The sequence below is a fragment of the Ruegeria sp. BC5 genome (genome assembly GCF_056539205.1).
The window spans coordinates 1,005,855-1,026,285 of sequence record NZ_JBQFUN010000001.1; the positions used below are offsets into that span (position 1 = coordinate 1,005,855).

The 20,431-nt window shown below is 57.4% G+C and carries 20 protein-coding genes; 8 read left to right on the top strand and 12 right to left on the bottom strand.

Annotated elements, in window-relative coordinates; all coding sequences use genetic code 11:
• Positions 1–5: 5 nt before the first annotated feature.
• The gene (hppD, locus tag ACR0LY_RS05040; protein ID WP_170348387.1) at positions 6–1,103 is read right to left on the bottom strand and encodes a 4-hydroxyphenylpyruvate dioxygenase; all 1,098 of its coding nucleotides are present in this window, start codon (positions 1,101–1,103) and stop codon (positions 6–8) included.
• A 145-nt stretch (positions 1,104–1,248) separates the two neighbouring features.
• Between hppD and ACR0LY_RS05045 the strand changes: the two genes are divergently transcribed.
• Together ACR0LY_RS05045 and ACR0LY_RS05050 are read left to right on the top strand one after the other, a co-directional pair.
• A complete protein-coding gene (locus ACR0LY_RS05045; protein ID WP_058281113.1) occupies positions 1,249–1,704 on the top strand; it encodes an Lrp/AsnC family transcriptional regulator in 456 nt (151 codons plus the stop codon).
• 19 nt (positions 1,705–1,723) lie between these two features.
• Entirely contained in the window at positions 1,724–3,604 is a 1,881-nt protein-coding gene (locus tag ACR0LY_RS05050; protein WP_170348386.1) for a monovalent cation:proton antiporter-2 (CPA2) family protein, read from the top strand.
• A gap of 28 nt (positions 3,605–3,632) precedes the next feature.
• Here ACR0LY_RS05050 and cobT read toward each other — a convergent pair whose 3' ends face one another.
• Complete coding sequence (gene cobT / locus ACR0LY_RS05055) at positions 3,633–4,646, bottom strand: nicotinate-nucleotide--dimethylbenzimidazole phosphoribosyltransferase (protein WP_170348385.1); 1,014 nt, start codon at positions 4,644–4,646, stop codon at positions 3,633–3,635.
• 79 nt (positions 4,647–4,725) lie between these two features.
• Between cobT and cobS the strand changes: the two genes are divergently transcribed.
• Positions 4,726–5,490 (top strand): adenosylcobinamide-GDP ribazoletransferase, encoded by a 765-nt coding sequence (gene cobS, locus ACR0LY_RS05060; protein ID WP_170348384.1) that lies wholly within the window; start codon positions 4,726–4,728, stop codon positions 5,488–5,490.
• Here cobS and ACR0LY_RS05065 read toward each other — a convergent pair.
• From ACR0LY_RS05065 to ACR0LY_RS05090, 6 genes are all read right to left on the bottom strand, one after another.
• Entirely contained in the window at positions 5,487–6,257 is a 771-nt protein-coding gene (locus ACR0LY_RS05065) for a potassium channel family protein (RefSeq protein ID WP_170348383.1), read from the bottom strand. The two genes, cobS and ACR0LY_RS05065, sit on opposite strands and share 4 nt — an antisense overlap.
• Positions 6,258–6,371: 114 nt before the next feature.
• Positions 6,372–6,887 (bottom strand): CarD family transcriptional regulator, encoded by a 516-nt coding sequence (locus tag ACR0LY_RS05070; protein WP_170348382.1) that lies wholly within the window; start codon positions 6,885–6,887, stop codon positions 6,372–6,374.
• A gap of 282 nt (positions 6,888–7,169) precedes the next feature.
• Entirely contained in the window at positions 7,170–7,508 is a 339-nt protein-coding gene (gene fdxA / locus ACR0LY_RS05075; RefSeq protein WP_170348381.1) for a ferredoxin FdxA, read from the bottom strand.
• 66 nt (positions 7,509–7,574) lie between these two features.
• Positions 7,575–7,940 (bottom strand): RNA-binding S4 domain-containing protein, encoded by a 366-nt coding sequence (locus ACR0LY_RS05080; RefSeq protein ID WP_170348380.1) that lies wholly within the window; start codon positions 7,938–7,940, stop codon positions 7,575–7,577.
• A gap of 6 nt (positions 7,941–7,946) precedes the next feature.
• On the bottom strand, positions 7,947–10,754 hold the full coding sequence (locus ACR0LY_RS05085) for a helicase-related protein (RefSeq protein ID WP_170348379.1): 2,808 nt from the start codon (positions 10,752–10,754) through the stop codon (positions 7,947–7,949).
• Between the two features lie 22 nt (positions 10,755–10,776).
• Complete coding sequence (locus ACR0LY_RS05090; RefSeq protein WP_170348378.1) at positions 10,777–11,385, bottom strand: tetratricopeptide repeat protein; 609 nt, start codon at positions 11,383–11,385, stop codon at positions 10,777–10,779.
• Between the two features lie 30 nt (positions 11,386–11,415).
• Between ACR0LY_RS05090 and ACR0LY_RS05095 the strand changes: the two genes are divergently transcribed.
• The 3 genes from ACR0LY_RS05095 (at position 11,416) to ACR0LY_RS05105 (ending at position 14,586) form a co-directional block, all read left to right on the top strand.
• Positions 11,416–11,706, top strand: coding sequence for an SCP2 sterol-binding domain-containing protein (locus tag ACR0LY_RS05095; protein WP_058280950.1), 291 nt, complete (start codon positions 11,416–11,418; stop codon positions 11,704–11,706).
• Complete coding sequence (locus ACR0LY_RS05100; RefSeq protein ID WP_170348377.1) at positions 11,706–12,683, top strand: alpha/beta fold hydrolase; 978 nt, start codon at positions 11,706–11,708, stop codon at positions 12,681–12,683. The genes ACR0LY_RS05095 and ACR0LY_RS05100 overlap by 1 nt, the downstream gene beginning before the upstream one ends.
• Positions 12,684–12,765: 82 nt before the next feature.
• Positions 12,766–14,586 carry a M3 family oligoendopeptidase gene (locus ACR0LY_RS05105; RefSeq protein ID WP_170348376.1) on the top strand — a complete coding sequence of 607 codons (1,821 nt, stop codon included), beginning with the start codon at positions 12,766–12,768 and terminating at the stop codon, positions 14,584–14,586.
• Here the strand turns inward: ACR0LY_RS05105 and ACR0LY_RS05110 are convergent, their stop codons facing one another.
• From ACR0LY_RS05110 to ACR0LY_RS05120, 3 genes are read right to left on the bottom strand one after another with little or no spacing between them, the layout of a single operon-like run.
• Positions 14,587–15,462, bottom strand: a complete 876-nt coding sequence (locus ACR0LY_RS05110; protein WP_170348375.1) for a DMT family transporter — start codon at positions 15,460–15,462, stop codon at positions 14,587–14,589.
• Between the two features lie 13 nt (positions 15,463–15,475).
• Positions 15,476–15,745, bottom strand: a complete 270-nt coding sequence (locus tag ACR0LY_RS05115; RefSeq protein WP_170348374.1) for a DksA/TraR family C4-type zinc finger protein — start codon at positions 15,743–15,745, stop codon at positions 15,476–15,478.
• A 57-nt stretch (positions 15,746–15,802) separates the two neighbouring features.
• Positions 15,803–16,777 carry a Gfo/Idh/MocA family protein gene (locus ACR0LY_RS05120; protein ID WP_170348373.1) on the bottom strand — a complete coding sequence of 325 codons (975 nt, stop codon included), beginning with the start codon at positions 16,775–16,777 and terminating at the stop codon, positions 15,803–15,805.
• A 152-nt stretch (positions 16,778–16,929) separates the two neighbouring features.
• On the opposite strand from ACR0LY_RS05120, the gene ACR0LY_RS05125 reads away from it, so the two are divergent.
• Both ACR0LY_RS05125 and ACR0LY_RS05130 read left to right on the top strand, forming a co-directional pair.
• Complete coding sequence (locus ACR0LY_RS05125; RefSeq protein WP_170348372.1) at positions 16,930–18,108, top strand: dipeptidase; 1,179 nt, start codon at positions 16,930–16,932, stop codon at positions 18,106–18,108.
• Positions 18,109–18,315: 207 nt separating this feature from the next.
• Entirely contained in the window at positions 18,316–19,395 is a 1,080-nt protein-coding gene (locus tag ACR0LY_RS05130; RefSeq protein WP_170348371.1) for a fasciclin domain-containing protein, read from the top strand.
• Between the two features lie 48 nt (positions 19,396–19,443).
• Here the strand turns inward: ACR0LY_RS05130 and rpoH are convergent, their stop codons facing one another.
• The gene (gene rpoH, locus ACR0LY_RS05135) at positions 19,444–20,340 is read right to left on the bottom strand and encodes an RNA polymerase sigma factor RpoH (RefSeq protein WP_170348370.1); all 897 of its coding nucleotides are present in this window, start codon (positions 20,338–20,340) and stop codon (positions 19,444–19,446) included.
• Positions 20,341–20,431 lie beyond the last annotated feature (91 nt).

The following is a 20,431-nucleotide window of genomic DNA, read 5'->3' on the forward strand; positions in this document are numbered from 1 at the left end:
CGAACTCAAGCCGCTGAAATTTCGCCGCTTTCGATCTGTTCGCGTTCGATAGATTCGAATAGGGCCTGAAAGTTTCCCTCGCCAAACCCATCGTCGCCCTTTCGCTGAATGAACTCGAAAAAGATCGGGCCGATCACGGTTTTTGAGAAGATTTGCAGCAAGATTCTGGTCTCGCCGCCATCCAGAACACCTTCGCCGTCAATCAGAATGCCGTGCTTCATCATACGGTCCAACGGCTCGTCGTGGTCGGCAACCCGTTCCTTGGACATCTCGTAATAGGATTTGTTCGGGCCAGGCATGAATTTCAAACCCTTCTCGGCAATCGCGTCGGTCGAGGCATAGATATCTTCGCTGCCCACTGCGATATGCTGGATCCCCTCACCTTTATACTTGTTGAGATAGGACACGATCTGCCCGGTTTCGCCCCGATCTTCGTTGATCGGAATGCGAATGCGTCCACAAGGCGACGTCAGGGCGCGGCTGAATAGGCCGGTAAATTTGCCCTGAATGTCAAAAAATCGGATTTCGCGGAAGTTGAACAGAGTTTCGTAGAATTCGAACCACTTATCCATATTCCCGCGATAGACGTTGTGCGTCAGATGATCGAGGTAATAGAAACCGTCGCCACGCGGCTTGGACTGTGTGGTCCAGGTGAACTCTTGGTTATATGGCGAAGTGTCGTGGTACTGATCGATGAAATAGATCAGCGAGCCACCGATCCCCTTGATCGCCGGAACATTCATGACCTTGTCCGCCGCATCATAGGGTTCTGCACCTTTGGCCACAGCGTGTTCATAAGCTTTTTGCGCGTCCACAACGCGCCAGCCCATCGCCGAAGCACAGGGGCCATGTTCTGCAGCAAAGCGGGCCGCAAAACTTTCAGAGTCAGCGTTGAGGATATAGGTCACGTCACCCTGCTGCCACAGCTCGACCGTGGGCTTATCCTTGTGGTGGCCGACTTTTTCATAACCCATTCTGGCAAACAGGTCGCGCAACTCCTGCGGTTCGGGGTGGGCGAACTCTACAAATTCAAACCCGTCCGTACCGACCGGGTTTTCTTTGCTGATCACAGATTTCGGGGCGTTGTGGGGGAAAGGACCCATGGCGCGTCTCCTTAAAACAGGAATTTCTTTGCTGATTCCAAAATATGCCTTAACTGGCGCTGTTTCTGCGCATAGTTTTCGTGTAAACTAGGCAAGAGTGCGCAAATTCCGCATGTTTGCGCGAAATTTTGGAGATTTTCCGCATATGTTGGATTCCACCGATATGCGCCTGTTATCCGCTTTGCAGGTGGATGCCCATCTGACTGCACATCAACTGGGTGAGATGCTGAACCTGTCGCCCAGTCAGGCCGGGCGGCGGCGGCAACGGCTGGAGGCCGAAGGATACATCACCGGATACGCGGCGCGACTGGACCCGCTGAAACTTGGGCTGCATGTTCAGGGATTCGTTCAAGTACATCTGGGCACCCACGGCCCCGAACAATCGCAAAGCTTTGCACGCATGGTGGACACGCGGCCTGAGATCACCAGCGCCTGGACGATGACAGGTGAGGCAGATTACCTGCTGCATGTCTATTGCGACGATCTAGCCGCGCTCAACCGCTTGCTTCACCAGGTGATCCTGCCGCATCCTGCCGTGGCGCGGGTTCAAAGCCAAATCGTGATGGACCAACTCAAACGCGACGCCCCGTTGCCCACCTGACCCGACCGAAAGGACCGACATGGACGACTTCCTCTATCAGGCTTCGATCTATCTGGCAGCTGCCGTGATCGCAGTGCCGTTATCGGCGCGTCTGGGATTGGGGTCGGTGTTGGGATATCTGGCCGCCGGGATCGTCATCGGACCCATATTCGGGCTGGTTGGTGCGGAAACAGAAAGCCTGCAGCATGTGGCCGAGTTCGGCGTAGTTATGATGCTGTTCCTGATCGGACTGGAACTTGAGCCGCGCGCGCTTTGGGACATGCGCGACAGGCTTTTGGGGCTAGGCGGCTTGCAGGTCGGTCTGTCAACTGCCGCCATTGCTGCTGTTGCTATTTATGCGAACCACCCATGGTCCGTGGCGTTGGCCGTTGGCCTGACACTGTCGCTATCCTCGACGGCGATTGTGCTACAGACCCTGTCCGAAAAAGGGTTGATGCAGACGAACGGAGGCCGCGCCACGTTTTCCGTGCTGCTGACGCAGGATATCGCAGTGATCCCCATTCTGGCCTTGCTGCCGCTGTTGGCGCTGCCAGCCATGCCACATATCGAAAGCGACGGATCGATTGACCGCGGCGCGAAGGACTTGCACGACACGGCGCATCACAGCTTATCTCTGGTCGAGGGCCTGCCCGGTTGGGCCGTCACGCTGGTCACCCTTGGTGCCATCGCGTTTGTAATCCTGGCCGGCGTCTACCTGACGCGCCCCCTGTTCCGTTTCATCCACGCCACCCGCCTGCGCGAGATGTATACTGCGCTGGCCCTGATGATCGTCGTTGGGATATCCTTCCTGATGACCCTTGTTGGTCTGTCCCCCGCCCTGGGCGCTTTCCTGGCAGGCGTTGTTCTGGCCAGCTCGGAATTTCGGCACGAAATGGAAAGCGACCTTGAGCCCTTTAAGGGTTTGTTCCTAGGCCTGTTCTTCATCACTGTTGGTGCCGGAATTGACGTCGCCTATTTCTTCAACGACCCGCTTGAGCTGATCGGACTGGCGCTGCTGGTCATTCTGACAAAGGGGGCCATCCTGTATTTGGTCGGGCGCGCCTTCAAGCTGCGCGGGCGCGATCACTGGCTGTTCACGCTGGGTCTGGCGCAGGCGGGTGAGTTCGGATTTGTCCTGCTGGCCTTTTCCACGCAGCAGAACGTAATCCCACCTGATTTGTCGCAGAAACTGCTGATGATCATCGCCCTGACCATGCTGATCACTCCGCTGCTGTTCATCATCTACGACCTTCTGTCCCGTCGGATCAGGGAGAATACCCCGCAGGTCGAACCTGACGAGATCGACGAAAAAGGCCCGGTGATCATCGCGGGCATTGGACGTTTTGGTCAGATCGTGAACCGGTTGGTGCGGGCTAGTGGGTTCAAGACCATCGTTCTGGATCATGATATCGAGACCATTCAACTTATGCGCCGCTTTGGCGTCAAAGGCTTCTTGGGCGATCCGACACGGCCCGAGTTGTTGCGTGCAGCGGGGCTTGATAAAGCCGCCGTTCTGGTTGCTGCAATGGATGACCGCAAGACTGTGACCCGTCTGGTCAGCTTTGCACGTCGCCAACGCCCGGATCTGCACATCATCGCGCGCGCGCATGACCGCACCCATGTGTATGAACTGTACCAGGCGGGCGCGAATGATATCGTGCGCGAGATGTTTGACAGCTCACTGCGCGCCGGTCGCTATGTGCTCGAGAATATCGGCCTCAGCGAATATGAGGCCGCACAAGCCGAGCAGACCTTTTATCACCACGACCGAGCCTCGATCCGGGATCTGGCCGAGCTTTGGATTCCCGGCATGCCGACGGCGGAAAACAAGAAATACATCGAGCGCGCCCAGCAATTCGAGAAAGACCTGGAAACCGAACTGCTGGAACTGGCTGAGAAACACGCTCAGAAATCGGCCTGATCCTTTTGGGCGGATCAGGCCGTCCGGGTCAGCCGCCGGACACGCCGGCTTCAGCAAAGGTTGCCATGCCTGAATGACAGGCAACCGCGCTTTTGAGGATATTGATCGCCAGCGCACCGCCCGACCCTTCGCCCAGGCGCAGCCCAAGGTTCAACAGTGGCAGTTTGCCCAGCTTTTCCAATACCGCACCGTGTGCGCCCTCGGCACTTTGATGGCCAGCTACGGCGTGATCCAAAGCCCCGGCAGACACATCGGCCAGACAGGCCGCCGCAGCCGAGCAGATGAAGCCATCCAAAATGACCGGAATACACAGAACACGGGCTGCTGCGATCGCTCCAGCCATGGCCGCAATCTCACGCCCGCCCAGACGGCGTAGGATCTCAAGCCCGTCACCCGATGCAGCGTGCAAGGCCACGCCCTCGGCCACCACGCGGGTTTTGTTCGCCAACCCGGCGTCATCCACACCGGTGCCACGCCCTGTCCAGTCCGAGGCTTCTCCCCCGAACAGAGCGCACGCGATTGCAGCAGCCGGGGTTGTGTTGCCGATCCCCATCTCTCCGACGACTAGCAGGTCGGACTTGGGGTCAACAGCTGTCCAACCGGCGCGCAAGGCGGACAACAGGTCTTCCTCGGACATCGCCGGGCCTGCGGTGAAATCCGCCGTTGGCCGGTCCAATTCCAATGCATGCACATCCATGGTGGCCCCTGCGGCCTTGGCCAATTGGTTGATTGCCGCACCGCCATGTTCAAAGTTCATGACCATCTGCACGGTCACATCTGGTGGAAAAGCCGACACACCCTGCGCCGTCACCCCGTGATTTCCTGCAAACACGATAACCTGCGGTGCCAAGATTTGCGGGCGGGCATCGCCACGCCAACCGGCATACCAGATCGCCAATTCCTCAAGCCGCCCCAGCGCGCCGGGCGGTTTGGTGAGCTGTCCGTTCCGGTCAGCCGCGCCCTGCAATGCGGCATCATTCGAACCCGGCGCCTGACTCAGGGCGTCGCGGAGTGTTTTCAGGTCATTAAGTTCGGGCAGCATCCAAAGCCTCGTTGCATCAGAGTGGTCCTGTGTGTTTAACCGAAGCGTCCGATCCAACAAGACCCCGAAAGGCGCGGGAGTGCATAAAAACGACACCAAGCTGTTTTCCGTGTGGGATATACCACTAGCGCTGGTCTTGCTGACCCGCCTACCGCTGCCGCGGCTACCGGAAAACACCTTTGCACGGCAGGCCAGCGCCGCCTGGGCGTTTCCCGTGGTCGGTTTGACTATAGGGCTGCTGGCTTGCGCGGTTGGTTGGGCCACGATGGCTTTGAATTTACCCGCTATGGTCAGCGCGGCTTTCCTGGTTGCGGTTCTGATCATGACCACCGGTGCGATGCACGAAGATGGTTTGGCCGATACCGTAGACGGACTTTGGGGTGGGTTCACCCAGGAGCGCCGATTAGAAATCATGAAGGACAGCCATATTGGCGCCTATGGTGTTCTGGCTCTGATCTTCACGCAGTTGATACGCGTCGCTTTGATTGCAACCCTGTTAACGGCAAGCAACTATGCCGCAATCCTTGCGGCCTGCATCTTGTCCCGCGCGGTTATGCCGGTTCTGATGAATGCCCTGCCAAATGCGCGCAATAGTGGTCTGAGCCACTCGGTCGGAGGGCCGCGAGGTGTGACGGTTGCATCGGGTTTTGGATTGGCTTTGCTAGGCGCGGTACTTTTGATGGGCGCTGCGGCCATTCCACCAACTTTCGTCGCTGCGCTGGTTGTTGCGGTGCTCGCCGGGGTCGCAAAGGCCAAAATCGGTGGTCAGACCGGTGATATCCTAGGGGCTTCGCAGCAATTGGCAGAACTGACATTCATGACCGCGGTCGTAGCCGCGCTTTAGGCCGTACCACCGGTTTCGATACGCAGCGTTTCGCCGCAGTGCTTGCAATGTACCGCGTCAGGATCATGCCGATAAAGGCCACAGCTGGGGCACTTGTGGCGCACTTTCTGCGGCATGAAAACGGCCTGCGCCAGACGCACGAACAGCGCCACACCCACAACCATTATGAAAACTGAGAACAACTTGCCTGCCGGTGTCGCCAAGGTGATGTCGCCGAACCCTGTCGTCGTCAGCGTCGCCATGGTGAAATAAAGCGCATCAATATAGGCATGCGGGCTGCTATCAGGAATGAAGAACACCAGAACCGCCGTTGAGGTCGCGAATACGAATACAAGCAGATTGATCGCCGCGATGACGGCATCCTCATGCGTTCGGAAAAACTGACTGTCACGCCGCAAATCCCGCAGCAAGTGATAGGAATGGATCAGGCGCAACGCGCGCAATATTCGCACGAAGGCCAAGTTTCCGGGCAAGAACGGCTCAAGCAGCAGCGAGGCGATCACGACGATATCGGCCAGTGTGTAAATCTTGCACAGAAGTTTCCAGCGGTCTTTCGAAATCCATAACCGGGCCAAAAAATCCAGCAAGATGAGAAACCCGACGCACAGACTGGCAAGCGTGATCCCCGGCCCATGCGGCACATTCGCCGTGGACACGAAGAACACGATCGACGCGGCGTCAAACAGGATCAAGCCATAGCGGAACCAGACCGAAATCGGGTCATGCGCGATGTACAGAAACTTAACGGTTTGCTTTATCCTGGTCATGTATCCGCCTCTGACTACTGGAAAATTAGCGGCAAAAGCGGATTTCACCAAGACAAGACACAAAAAAGGCCGCCCCCTTTTCAGGAGCGGCCCCAATTTCAGAATTGCCAGATATCAGGCGGCAGCAGCGCGCGAGGTCAGCACCTCATCAACTTGCTTGGCGGCCGAAACCTCACCGGCGCCGGACACAGCGGCCACTTCGCGGGTCAGACGCTCTAGCGCGGCTTCGTACAGCTGACGCTCGGAATAGCTCTGCTCGCGCTGATCGTCTGTGCGGTGCAAGTCGCGCACCACTTCGGCAATCGAAATCAGATCGCCCGAGTTGATTTTTTGTTCATATTCCTGCGCCCGGCGCGACCACATGGCGCGTTTCACCTTGGCCTTGCCCTTGAGCGTCTTCATCGCCTGGCTGATGACATCGGGCGAACTGAGTGACCGCAAGCCGGACTCGGTGACTTTGTTGGTCGGCACCCGCAGGGTCATTTTGTCTTTTTCAAAGGAGATAACGAACAGCTCAAGCGAATATCCCGCGACTTCCTGCTCTTCGATCGAGATAATCTGACCCACGCCATGCGCAGGGTAGACAACATAGTCATTCGGGCGGAACTCAAGCTTTTTCGACTTAGACATACAGGTTCATCCTTGGTTATAGAGTAAGATGCGGACAACAAAACAGCCTAGCCGGTGCCATTTCGGCCCCGTCAGGTGGCTTGTTTGTCAAAAAATCAGAACTCCAAAGCACACATACTTACGGAGTACATCCCCATCTCATTCATCATTCAGCTTTCGATTATATCACAAAATTACGACATCTGAAAGGGCACGCCCAAAAATGGCCGTGAAACCTTATAAGTTTCAAAGCGTTGCAACTTGTTTCTACACCTGAACCGACAAGTTCAGAGAGCGAATCGCTTAGCCGCCTTCGCCGGGCGCTTCCGAGAAATACTTCTCCATTTTACCCTCTTCGCCGTCGCGCTCTTCGGCCTCGGGCAGCGGGTCTTTCTTGGTCACGATCACCGGCCATTGTTCCGAGTATTTCCGGTTGAATTCCACCCACTGGTCCATCCCCGGCTCAGTGTCAGGGCGAATGGCGTCAGCGGGGCACTCGGGCTCACACACGCCGCAGTCGATGCATTCATCGGGATGAATGACCAAAGTGTTCTCACCTTCGTAGAAACAATCCACCGGGCATACTTCGACGCAGTCGGTGTATTTGCAGCCAATGCAGTTTTCGGTGACAACATAGGTCATAGTGGGAATCCCGTTTGCGGTTTGGGCGTTTAGCTAATCCAGTATTATACTGTCTTCAAGGGCGGATCAGCCCCTAGTGGTACGAGAAAGATCAAGCGCGCGCCGATCTTTCTTGGTTGGACGACCTTTTCCTTCGAATCCGGGGTTTCCGGGCGGCGCGTCCTTCTTTTCGGTCATATCGAAGTACAGTGTTTGCGCTTCGGGTGCAGGGCCACGGCGTTCACCCAGCTTTTCCACTCGAACGACGCGGACAATTCGCCCCTGCGGAAAGGTCAGAACATCACCGGGTCCTACAGCTTGCGCCGGTTTCAGAACCCGGTTTCCGTTCAACCGAACATGGCCGCCGCTGACCTGTTTGGCGGCCAGGCTGCGGGTCTTGAAGAACCGCGCCTGCCAAAGCCATTTGTCGATCCGCAGCTTGGCCTCAGCCATCGGCGTTTAGTTACCGTCTTTCAAACCCATTAGCGCAGCTGCAAACGGGTTATCGGGGTCGATCGCCTTTTCTTTCTTGGGCGGTCGGGAGGAGAAGGTCTTGGCCCCTTGCGGCTTGCCACCCTTCTTGCCCTGCGGTTTACCGCGACCATCCTGCGGTTTACCGCGCGGCTTGCCTTTGCCCTGCCCCTGCCGCTGTTCACGACGCGGGCCACGGTTGGCCTGACGCTGACGACCCCAAGTGAACGTATAGAACACCTCGACCTCGGGTTCATCCGTTGCCGGAGCCTCGGCTGCCGCCTCGGTGCTGTCGGTGGCCTCGGCTGGCGCCTCGGCGGGGGTGACGACCTCTTCGGTTGCCGCTTCTGGTGCTGGGGTTTCTTCAACAGCGGGTTGCTCGGTCGCTTCTACCGCCGGTTGTTCGACTGGGGTTGGTTTGACCTTTTCACGCTCGCCGCGTTCAGCCTTATAGCCAAGCCCTTGCATAAGGTCAGCGAACTGTTCCAGCGTCATACCGGTGATCGACAGCATGTCGGGCTTGGCTTCAAACCCGCCACGGCTGTCTTCGGCGCGCAACATGTCGGCCAGACGTTCCAGCATATCGATCCGGATCGAGCGCTCGCCCGCATCGCGGTAGCCACACATAGTGTCGTACCCTTCGGGTGCATCCTTCGCGACCGGTACGGTGACAAGACCCGGAGGCGGTGCTTCGGGGAATTCCTGCAGCCCATTGGCCAGAGCCCACAAAACCAGACGCAGACGCGTCGGCGCAGGTTTCAGCAGCAGCGGCATGAAGATGGTGAACTGACCGAACCGGATGCCGTGCTTGCGTAGCGCGCCGCGGGCGTCCTGATCCAGATCCTTGACCTCTTGCGCGACGCCTGCACGCGGCAGCACGCCCAGTGCCTCTACCATGCGGAAGGCGAAGCCCTTGGCCACTCCGGACAGTTCCTCGTCCCGCGACAGGTTCAGCAACGGTTCGAACAACGCGGCCACTTTACGGTCGATGAAATGCTGCAGACGGCGCTGCACTTTCTGCTCAACCTCTGGGCCTGCGGCCTCATCCACAAACACCTCGACCATTGGCTTGAGCGGTTCAGCCCCGGCAACCAGTTTGCCAACGGCATGTTCGCCCCACATCAGGCCGCCCTGATCGGTAAAATCAATTTCGGTATCGGGCGCATTGTAGAAGCGATCGGCGCGCAGATGGAATTGCGGCGCGAGTGCTTGCAGGGAGGCCGTTTTCAAAGCTTTCGCCTCGGTTCCTTGCGCGCTTTTGTCCGGGATAAACCGGAACCCTTCCAGACGACCGACGAATTCGCCTTCGACGGTCACTTCACCCTTGTCATTTACTTCGGCCAAAAGGGCCTCCTTCTGTTTGAGCCGGCGCAGCAACACTGACGTGCGCCGGTCCACAAATCTTTGAGTCAAACGATCATGCAATGCGTCTGACAGCCTGTCTTCTACAGTGCGTGTTTCGTCACGCCAATGTGATTCGTCATGCACCCAACCGTTTCGCTGCGCAACATATGTCCAGGTGCGAATATATGCCAACCTTTTAGACAAAGCATCGATATCTCCGTCGGTTCTGTCGATCCGGCGGATTTGCCGCGCCATGAAATCATCTGGGATCGAACCGCGTTCATGCAAGTGGCCATAGATCACTTCGAGCAGGCTGGCGTGTTCCGCGTGGCTGATGCCGCGAAAATCGGGGATTCGGCACACATCCCACAACAAACGGATCGATTGACCATCACTGGCGCGGGCGGCAACCTCGGTCACTTGCGAGAGCGATTTCAGCACATTCAGATCGTCTGCAGGCCGCGCCTTGACCAGGTGTTCGTCATTCGGGCTGACCTCAAGCGAGTCGATCAGTGCGTCAATCGAGCCAAATCGCAAAGAAGCATTCCGCCAGTTCAGCTTTTTCATCGGCGTAAAGCGACTGTCCATGATCGCCTGCGCCACGCCGTCTTCCAGCGGTGGGGCCTCACCGGTCACGCCAAAAGTGCCGTCCGACATGCCGCGCCCGGCCCGACCTGCGATCTGCGCCAGTTCGTTCGGGGCTAGAGGGCGCATTCTGCGTCCGTCAAATTTGCTGAGGGACGAGAACGCCACATGGTTCACATCCAGGTTCAGCCCCATCCCGATGGCGTCGGTGGCGACCAGATAGTCGACCTCGCCATTCTGATACAGATCGACCTGCGCGTTCCGTGTGCGCGGGCTGAGGGCGCCCATGACCACGGCCGCACCACCCTTTTGGCGGCGCAAAAGCTCGGCAATCGCATAGACACTATCAACCGAGAACCCGACAATTGCGCTGCGCGATGGCATGCGGCTGATTTTTTTGGATCCTGCATAGACCAGCTGCGACATCCGCTCGCGCCGGACAAACTGTGCCTCAGGGACCAAAGCCGCGATGGAACCGCGCATGGTGTCCGAACCCAGAAACAGCGTCTCGTTCGTACCGCGTGCGCGCAGCAGGCGGTCAGTGAAGACATGACCGCGTTCGGGATCGGCACATAGCTGGATTTCGTCGATGGCCACGAAATCTGCGCCCATGCCTTCTGGCATCGCCTCGACCGTGCAGACCCAATATTGGGCGCGGGGTGGTACGATCCGTTCCTCGCCCGTGACAAGCGCCACGACAGAAGGGCCGCGAATGGCGACGATCTTGTCATAAACCTCTCGCGCCAGCAAACGCAGCGGCAGACCGATTACTCCGGTCCGATAGCCCAGCATCCGCTCGATCGCGTAATGGGTTTTACCTGTGTTTGTCGGGCCAAGTACGGCCACGATTCGGGATGACCCGCTCACCTTTGCCCCCTGCCCCGGTTCTTTAGAGGGCCGAACCCTCGACCTGAGGCTTCAGTCGATTCACCGCATTGGTTACTTCTTCATGATGAGGATGTATAGCCAGCGCGCGCTCATACGCATCCAGTGCCTTGTCGGGCTGTTCGATGATCTCAAAAATCAGGCCAAGCCCGAAAATGGCCTCGTAGTTATTCGGGTTCAGCGTCAGCGCATGTTCCAGATCAGCCGCGGCCATGCCAAAGCGATCCATCCCAAAAAACGCCGAAGCACGCAGGTGCCACCCTTCGGCAAAGCCGGGCGCATGGTCGGTCAGGGCCGTAAGGTGTTCAACCGCGGTCAACACATCCCCGTCATCCAGCGCCTCGCGCCCGCGTTCCAGCAACAAATCCGCCGAGGCTGAGCCCGATTGCGACCACAGAGCTTTGAGTTGACGGTCGATACCAATCGCCTGTTCCGGCGTGGATAGCGCCAATTGCTGTAGCAAGACGTCCTCGTCCCGCGAATCCGCCTGTTGTGCCACCGAACTGGTGGAAAACATGACCGTGACAAAAAGTGCCGTGACGGTACGTTTGAGATTGTTGATTGCAATGCCCATAACAATGTTCAGTGTAGCGTTGCGACCGGGGATGTCCATTCACGGCGCAGAAACAATAAGAGGAACACCATGAGCGACATTCTTGAAAAAGCCGCAGCCGCGCTGAACGAAAAGCTGTCCGGCGGCGATTTCGACGCATCGGCCAAATTTGCCATCGCCGATCTGGGTGCTATCGTACTGGACGCGGACGGCGCACGTGTCAGCGATGACGACGCAGATGTCACCCTGAGCGCAGATGCGGATACGTTCGAACAAATCCTCAGCGGCGACCTGAACCCCACCGGTGCGTTCATGTCGGGCAAGCTGAGCGTGGATGGAGACATGGGTATTGCCATGAAACTCGCCTCGGTGCTGGCCTGATGAAGTTCTCGCCGGCCCCTTTCTTTGAAGACGTGGCCGGCGGGCCTGCCGGTGGTGCGGCCCATTGGGTGACGACTGCGGACGATACGCGTATCCGTGTGGGTCACTGGTACCCCGAAGGTGCAACAAACGGCACGGTGATGATGTTCCCCGGCCGGACAGAATACATCGAAAAATACGGTAACACGGCGGTTGAATTTATCGACCGTGGGTTTGCCTTTCTGGCCGTCGACTGGCGCGGTCAGGGGTTGGCAGACCGTTTGCTGGACGATCCCCGGGTCGGCCATGTCGATCAGTTCACCGACTATCAACAAGACGTGCATGCCGCCCTGGAACTTGCCGTCCAACTTGATTTGCCCAAACCCTGGTACGTGATCGGCCATTCGATGGGCGGCGCAATTGGTCTGCGCGCGGTGCTGGAGCGAGATGTTTTTGCAGCCTGCGCCTTTACCGGCCCGATGTGGGGGATCTTTTTCACTCCGATCATGAAACCGCTCAGCCGGTTGACGGCCTATTGGGGGCCACGAATTGGGCTGGGTGAAAAAACGCCTCCGACCACGTCGCTGGAAAGTTACGTCGCCTCACAACCCTTCGAAGGCAACATGCTGACGCGCGATGCGGCGATGTATCAAATGATGAAAGACCAGCTTGAGGCGCACCCGGAACTGGCCCTTGGCGCGCCTTCGACCATTTGGCTGCGCGAAGCGCTGGACGAATGCGCCTGGCTGATGGAACAAACCGCGCCCTCCACACCTGCCCTGACCTTCCTTGGCAGTCACGAGCAAATCGTTGACCGCAAAGCGATCCGGGCGCGGATGGCCAACTGGCCCAGCGGCACACTGGTTGAAATTCCCGATGGCGAACATGAGGTACTGATGGAGGCGCCTGACGTGCGCGGGCCCGTCTTTGATCAACTGACGGGACATTTTTTGGCCGCCCACTCGGACGCACCGACCTCGGCTGCTCTTTCCAGCTAAACAAAACCTCACGCAAAGGCGGCTTGTGATCCGGGTCGCCCGCGCCTAGATGTTTGCCAAAGCAGATATTCCGAGGTGATCCATGCGCGACCTTCCCTTTCCCGTCCGTGACGCAAACGCAGCCGGAGGCGCCGGCGATCTTGGCAACCTGCCGGAATGGGATCTGACTGACCTCTACAGCTCGGAAGAAGCGCCGGAACTGGACCGCGATCTGGAATGGCTTGAGGGTGAGTGCGCGTCCTTCGCCGCCGACTACGAAGGCAAGCTGGCTGATCTGGATGCCGAAAGCCTGCTGAACTGCGTGCAGCGCAACGAAAAGATCAACGCCATCGCGGGCCGCATCATGTCCTTTGCCGGTCTGCGCTATTACCAACTGACCACAGATGCTGAGCGCGCCAAATTCCTGTCGGATATGCAGGAAAAGATCACAATTTACACCACGCCGCTGGTGTTCTTCACATTGGAAATCAACCGCATCGACGATGACGCGCTGAAAGCGAACTTCGACGCAAATGCCGATCTGGCCCGATATGAGCCCGTCTTCCGCCGCATTCGCGCGATGAAGCCCTATCAGCTGTCTGATGAGTTGGAAAAATTTCTGCACGATCTGGGCGTTGTAGGTGACGCTTGGGAACGCCTGTTCGACGAAACCATCGCCGGGCTGACATTCACCGTTGATGGTGAAGAGTTGAACATCGAAGGCACCCTGAACCTGCTGACTGAACAGGACCGCTCCAAGCGTGAAGCGGCGGCACGCGAACTGGCGGCTGTGTTTCAGGACAACGTCAAAACCTTCGCCCGCGTACACAACACGCAGGCCAAGGAAAAGGAAATCGTCGACCGTTGGCGCAATATGCCCACGGCACAAACCGGTCGCCACCTTTCAAACGATGTCGAACCCGAGGTGGTCGAGGCCCTGCGCGAGGCTGTTGTGGCTGCATACCCCAAGCTCAGCCACCGCTACTACGAACTGAAGCGTAAGTGGCTTGGTCTGGACATCATGCAGGTCTGGGATCGCAATGCGCCGCTTCCGATGGAAGACACCCGCATCGTGGGCTGGGACGAAGCCGAGAAAACCGTGATGGACGCCTATAACGCGTTCGACCCGCGTATGGGCGAAATCGCGGCACCGTTCTTTTCGAAGGGCTGGATCGACGCGGCTGTAAAACCGGGCAAGGCACCGGGCGCATTTGCGCATCCAACCGTCACCGAGGTGCACCCCTATGTCATGCTCAACTATCTGGGCAAGCCGCGCGACGTGATGACCCTTGCGCATGAACTGGGCCATGGCGTGCATCAGGTTCTGGCCGCAGATCAGGGTGAGATGCTGTCATCCACCCCGCTGACCCTGGCCGAAACCGCCAGCGTATTCGGCGAGATGCTGACTTTCCGCAAAATGCTGGACCAGGCAGAAACGCCCGAGCAGCGCAAGGTGCTGTTGGCCGGTAAGGTAGAGGATATGATCAACACGGTTGTCCGTCAGATCGCCTTTTATGATTTTGAATGCAAACTGCACGCGGCACGGCGTGAAGGCGAACTGACCCCGGATGACATCAACGCCCTGTGGATGAGTGTTCAGGCTGAAAGCCTTGGCCCCGCATTCGAATTCATGGACGGGTACGAAACCTTCTGGGCTTATATCCCGCATTTCGTCCACTCACCCTTCTATGTCTACGCATATGCGTTTGGGGATGGGTTGGTGAACGCGCTCTATTCCGTTTACGAAAGCGGGTCCGAAGAGTTCGAAGACAAGTATTTCGAAATGCTGCGCGCCGGTGGGTCCAAACACCACAAAGAACTGCTTGCCCCGTTCGGGCTGGACGCCAGCGATCCGAAATTCTGGGACAAGGGCTTGTCGATGATTTCGGGCTTCATCGACGAATTGGAAGCGATGGAAAACTGATCACTTCTGACTTTTGGTCGTCAGGAACACGGCGGCTACGATCAACACCGCCCCAAGGGCTGCAATCGGCGTGATTGCGGCCCCGAGAAACAGCGCCGAGTTGATGAAAGTGAACACGACCGAGGCGGCGAACATCAAGGTCGCTGTCAGCGTCGACACCCGCGCGGCGGCCTCGTACCACAAGTAATAGGCCAGCGCGGTCGGAAGCACCCCCAGCAGGAGCAGGAAGACCACGTCATTGGCCGTCGGAACTTGCAACGAAAACACGGCCAGCGGCAGCAACAAAACGCCAGAGCATAGGAATATCCCGAAGAGGAAATTCAGACGCTCTGCGGTTGATTCCGAATTGCGCATCGCGCGGCTGCTTGAGATCAGAAATACCGCCCAGCTGAGGCCCGCACCGATTTCAAGCAGATCGCCGAACAAGGGGTCTCCGCCCCCTTGGAAATCCTGATAAACTGTTAGAAAAACGCCCAGAATTGCCAACGCTGTGGCCAGAACATCGGTGCGTGTGACGGGGGTGTCGGCAAAGAAGTACAAAAACACCAGCACGAAGAATGGCGCCGTATTTTCAAGCACCATCGCATTGGCCGCACCGGTATATTCCAAGCCGATATGGAACAGGATGTAGTTGACGACCGTCGACAGAACCGCCAGCCGAAAGTTCCAGTCGCTCAGACGGATCGACACGGCAACCCGCATCACGCGCAGCATGCAATAGATGGCCATTGCGGCAATGAACAGGCGCGTCACCGCAATTTGCAGCCCGCCCAGATCGCTGGTCAGATAGCGCACGATGACGCTGTGTGTGCCCCAAAGGAAGGCGGCCAGAAACCCAAGCACCAGACCATTTTGAAAAAGCTTGGTGTCGGGCATCCTTCGGATCCGGTTACTTCAACTGACTGTCTTTAGAGCCACGCCGATTGATCCCAGAACGCGCTTTGAAAGCCCCATCCCGTTCCTGCTGGCAATCCAGACACAATTTGACGCCCGGCAAGGCCAAACGCCGTTTCTCGGGGATCGGTTCCTCGCATTCGGCGCAATGGGTCAGGCTTTCGCCCACTGGCTGCTTTTGCGCCTGCATCCGGGCAAGCTCATCCGAAATGGATGCTTCGATCTGTTCACTCACTGCGCCGTCACGCGCCCAACCGCCTGCCATGGCGTCCTCCTGATCAGGTGCACGCCAGATTAGCCGAGCCGGGCGCGACGTGGCAAGTCAGAGGGAAACCGCCCCTTCCAGCACGCGATCGATCATCTCCTGCGTCCCGCGTGAGAATTCAAGCGGACATGGGTATTTGACACCTTCGCGCACGGATCGGCAAAACGCCTCGACCTGCAGCTTGTAATGGTCATCCCCGGGAAAGCGCGTGACCTGAACCTCAAGCCCCGGACGGTGCAATTCCACGCGCGCCTCACCAAAGACGCGTGCGTTGAACGGAGCAGTCAGGCGAATAACCCCACCTTCACCGTGAAACACCATCTCTTGATGCGGATGCATGCGGATCGAGACATATGCGGAATAGGTAAAATCCGGAAATTGTGCGCGAATTTCCGTGAAGGTGTCGATCCCGTCCTGCCAACGAATGGCCGACTCCACCCGTACCGGCTCCTGCCCCGTCGCAAATCGCGCGCCGCCGATCACATAAACACCGATGTCGCGCAGCCCGCCACCGCCGGTCTCGGCACGATTGCGGATGTTTCCGGTATCCGCGCGATTGTCGAAACTGAAGGCACCGGTCACATGCACCAATTTGCCGATGGCCCCATCGGAAATCAACTTTCGCACCAATTGCCACTGCGGATGATGGACGATCATGTAAGCCTCGGCCGCCAGCAGCCCGGTCTTATCCCGTTTTTGGATCAGAGTGTCGAACTCGGCCCCGGTCATGGCCATCGGCTTTTCGCACAGGACATGCTTGCCCGCATCCAATGCTTTGAGACTCCATTCCACATGCAGGTGGTTGGGCAAGGGAATATAAACAGCCTCAATCTGAGGGTCCGCAAGCAACGCGTCATAACTGTCATAAACCACCAAGTCAGAACAAAAGGCCCGAAACGGTTCAGCCTTGGCAGCGTCTGACGTAGCCAGCCCGGCCAGACGCGCGCCGTGGGCCGCATGAATCGCCGGTGCCATGAATTGCCGCGCGAACTTGGCAGCACCCAGAACGCCCCATTGAACTGGTATATGCATAATTTCCTCCGACATGTGTAATCAGGGGCGATCCAAGCGTTATCGCTAACAGCCCCATTTCCTGACCTTCTAGCAACCATCCGACGTTAAGTCAGGCTTTTATCTGCATGGAACCTTCGTAGTCTGCCCCCAATGGTTGAAAGGGAGTGAGAATGAAACGGGTCCTCAAGTGGATTGGCGGTCTGCTGTTGCTTGCAGTTGTGGTCGGTGCCGTCGTGTTTTTCGGATTTCTTCCGTCTTACATTGAAGCTGATCGGAACAACGTGATCGCCCATGCTCCCTATGCGGTGTCCGACGATGCCGCCGCATTGCACGAAGTCCTGATCGTCGGCGACTTACACGCGGACCCCCTTTTATGGAGCCGTGATCTGACCGAACGAGGCACCCGCGGTCAGGTAGATATCCCACGACTGATCGAGGGTAACGTCGCGCTACAGGTCTTCACCGCCGTCACCAAATCCCCTGCCGGTCAGAACTATGAGGCGAACTCGGCTGAGTCTTTTGATAACATTACCCTTTTGGCCATCGGACAGTTGTGGCCATTGCGTACGTGGGACAGCCTGAAGGAACGCGCCGTCTATCAGGCGGAAAAGTTACATCAGTTCGAAGCGGCCTCGGACGGGCATCTGAAAGTCGTCAAGACAAGGGCTGACCTAGACGCCGTGCTGGCTGCCCGTGCGGCAGGCCAACCCGTTGTCGGAGGCATCCTGGGCATTGAAGGCGCGCATGCGCTAGAGGGCGATCTGAACAATCTGGACGCTCTTTTCGACGCCGGCCACCGAGTGTTTGGACTGCACCACTTTTTTGACAACGAACTGGGCGGATCATTGCATGGGGTGGGCAACGCTGGCCTGACAGAGTTCGGCCGTCAGCTTGTGGCAGACCTGACGCAACGGCCCGTAGTGATCGATTTGGCCCATTCCAGCCCTCAGGTCGCGCGTGACGTGATCGATATGACTGATGTTCCCCTGATCGTCAGCCACAGCGGCTTGCACGGATTCTGCCCGGTCAAACGCAATTATCCCGACGATCTGATGCAACAGATTGCCGCCACCGGCGGTGTAATCGGCATGGGTTATTGGGCGGACGTTACCTGCGGGGACATCACCCCGACCGGCATCGCCAAGATGATAAAGGCAGCCATCCAGACCGTTGGCGAAGACCATGTCTCGTTGGGGTCAGACTATGATGGCTCAGTAGAAACCGCATTTGACACATCGGAATTGGCGGCCCTGACCTCGGCATTGTTGGATCAGGGATTGACCGAAGCTCAGGTTCGGAAAGTGATGGGTGAGAATATGGTGAGAGTTTTCCAGCAACAATTGAACTAGTTGCACCTTGTGATTCAAATTGTTGAAATTTAAATGAGATTCGGCGCCGCCAAACCGGATCTTATCCAGGCTCTCAATTGATAAATCCGAATTTCGTGATCCGTTTTCCAACTCACTCCGTAACAACTTTACCGCCGGGGAGAGATACCTGACCTGTCAGTATTACTCCCGACCAAAGGCGCGCAACCGGGTGGGAGATAAACCGATATGCCAGCTAATACAGAACTACCTTCGATTACCGGAAAAGTCCTGGAACTAAGCGGGGACCCGGGAACCTTCGACCATAACGCTCATGATTTCGACATCCTTCGCGAGGCTGTTCTTGCAGCAGGTCTGGACGGAGCGTTGGCCGACCCCAACGCCGATCTGACCGTTTTTGCGCCGAAAGATGCGGCATTCATCGGATTGGCTCAGGCTTTGGGCTTTGAAGGCTCGGACGAAGCCGGAGCGCTGAATTACATCGTGAAAGCCCTGACCCTCTTAGGCGGTGGCGATCCGATACCTCTGCTGACCGAAATCCTAACCTATCACGTCGTCGATGAGTCATTCACGAAACAAGAGGTCGTCAGTTTGGGTGACGGTGCGGCCATCGAAACGCTGCAGGGTGGTGAAGTGGAACTGAACCTTTCCAGCATGCCACCCAGCTTGGGCGATGCGGACCCGGGAATCGACGATCCAGGTCTTGTCGGTTTCGACGTTCCCGCCTCGAACGGGATCATCCACGTTTTGGATGGGGTACTACTGCCAGTTTCCGTGACCGGTATCCTGGGCCAGAAGAATACAGATTTCATTCTGGGAGATGACTCGGACGAATTCCACTTCACCGGTCGTGGCAAGGATTTTGTGCATGGTGGTGGCGGAAATGACGTCATCGGCGCCGGTCGCGGTAAGGATATTGTTCTAGGTGGTGATGGCAATGACACCATTTTCGGCGGTCGTGGCATGGACATTCTGCGCGGCGATGATGGGAACGACAAAATCTTTGGCGGTCGCGGCAAAGACCTGATCGATGGCGGCGCTGACGATGACTTTTTGGTCGGCGGCCGTGGGCGTGACACCTTTTTCTTCGAAGAAGGCGACGGAGAAGATACCATCCTCGACTTCGAGATCGGCAAGGACAAGATCGACCTCAGCGGCTACGACGGTATCGACAGCTTCGAGGATATCGAAGACCACATCGAAAGCGGGTTCTTCCGCACCACAATCGAGTTGGGAGATGGCGACAGCATCGATCTACTTGGTGTTGGAAACGGTCAACTGTCGGAAAGCGATTTTATCTTTGCTTAAACAAAAAAGCCCGCCATCTACGGCGGGCTTTCTTTGCTTGGGTCCGTCTCAGACGTTGCCCAGCATCCCTTTTTCACGCGCCAATTCGCGCATTTTCTTTTGGAGCTTCTCAAACGCACGAACCTCGATCTGACGAATACGCTCGCGGCTGACATTGTACTGCGTACTCAGGTCCTCCAGCGTGACGGGCTGATCCATCAAGCGGCGCTGAGTCAGGATGTCCTTTTCCCGATCATTCAGGACTTCCAGAGCAGCCGCCAGAAGCTCGCGCCGGGCGTCCAGCTCGTCGCGGGCTTCGTAATCGCCAGCCTGATCGGCATCCTCATCCTCAAGCCAATCCTGCCACTGCATGGTGCCTTCGCCTTCGGACCCAACAGTCGCGTTCAACGAAGCGTCACCACCGGACATACGGCGGTTCATGCTGATGACTTCTTCTTCGGTCACGCCCAGATCATTTGCGATCTGCTTGACGTTCTCGGGACGCAGGTCGCCTTCTTCCAGCGCACCAATGCGTGCCTTGGCTTTGCGCAGGTTGAAGAACAGCTTTTTCTGCGCGCTGGTCGTGCCCAGTTTCACCATGGACCACGACCGCAGGACGTACTCTTGGATCGAGGCGCGAATCCACCACATGGCATAAGTCGCCAACCGGAAACCTTTTTCCGGATCGAACTTTTTGACAGCCTGCATCAGGCCCACGTTGGCCTCGGAAATCACCTCGGCCTGCGGCAAACCATAACCGCGATAGCCCATGGCAATCTTGGCCGCCAAGCGCAGATGCGATGTGACCATTTTATGAGCCGCTTCAGTATCTTGCTCTTCGACCCAACGCTTCGCCAGCATGTACTCTTCTTCCGGCTCCAGCAGCGGAAACTTGCGAATTTCCTGCATATAGCGGTTCAGGCCGCCTTCTGGCGTCGGCGCGGGGAGATTTGCGTAATTTGCCATGATTCATGTCCCTCCGACAAATGTTTAATTCGTTAACATGGGATATGGGAGGTCGTCCCAATCCGTTCAAGAGGTACCGTTAACAGTTTGG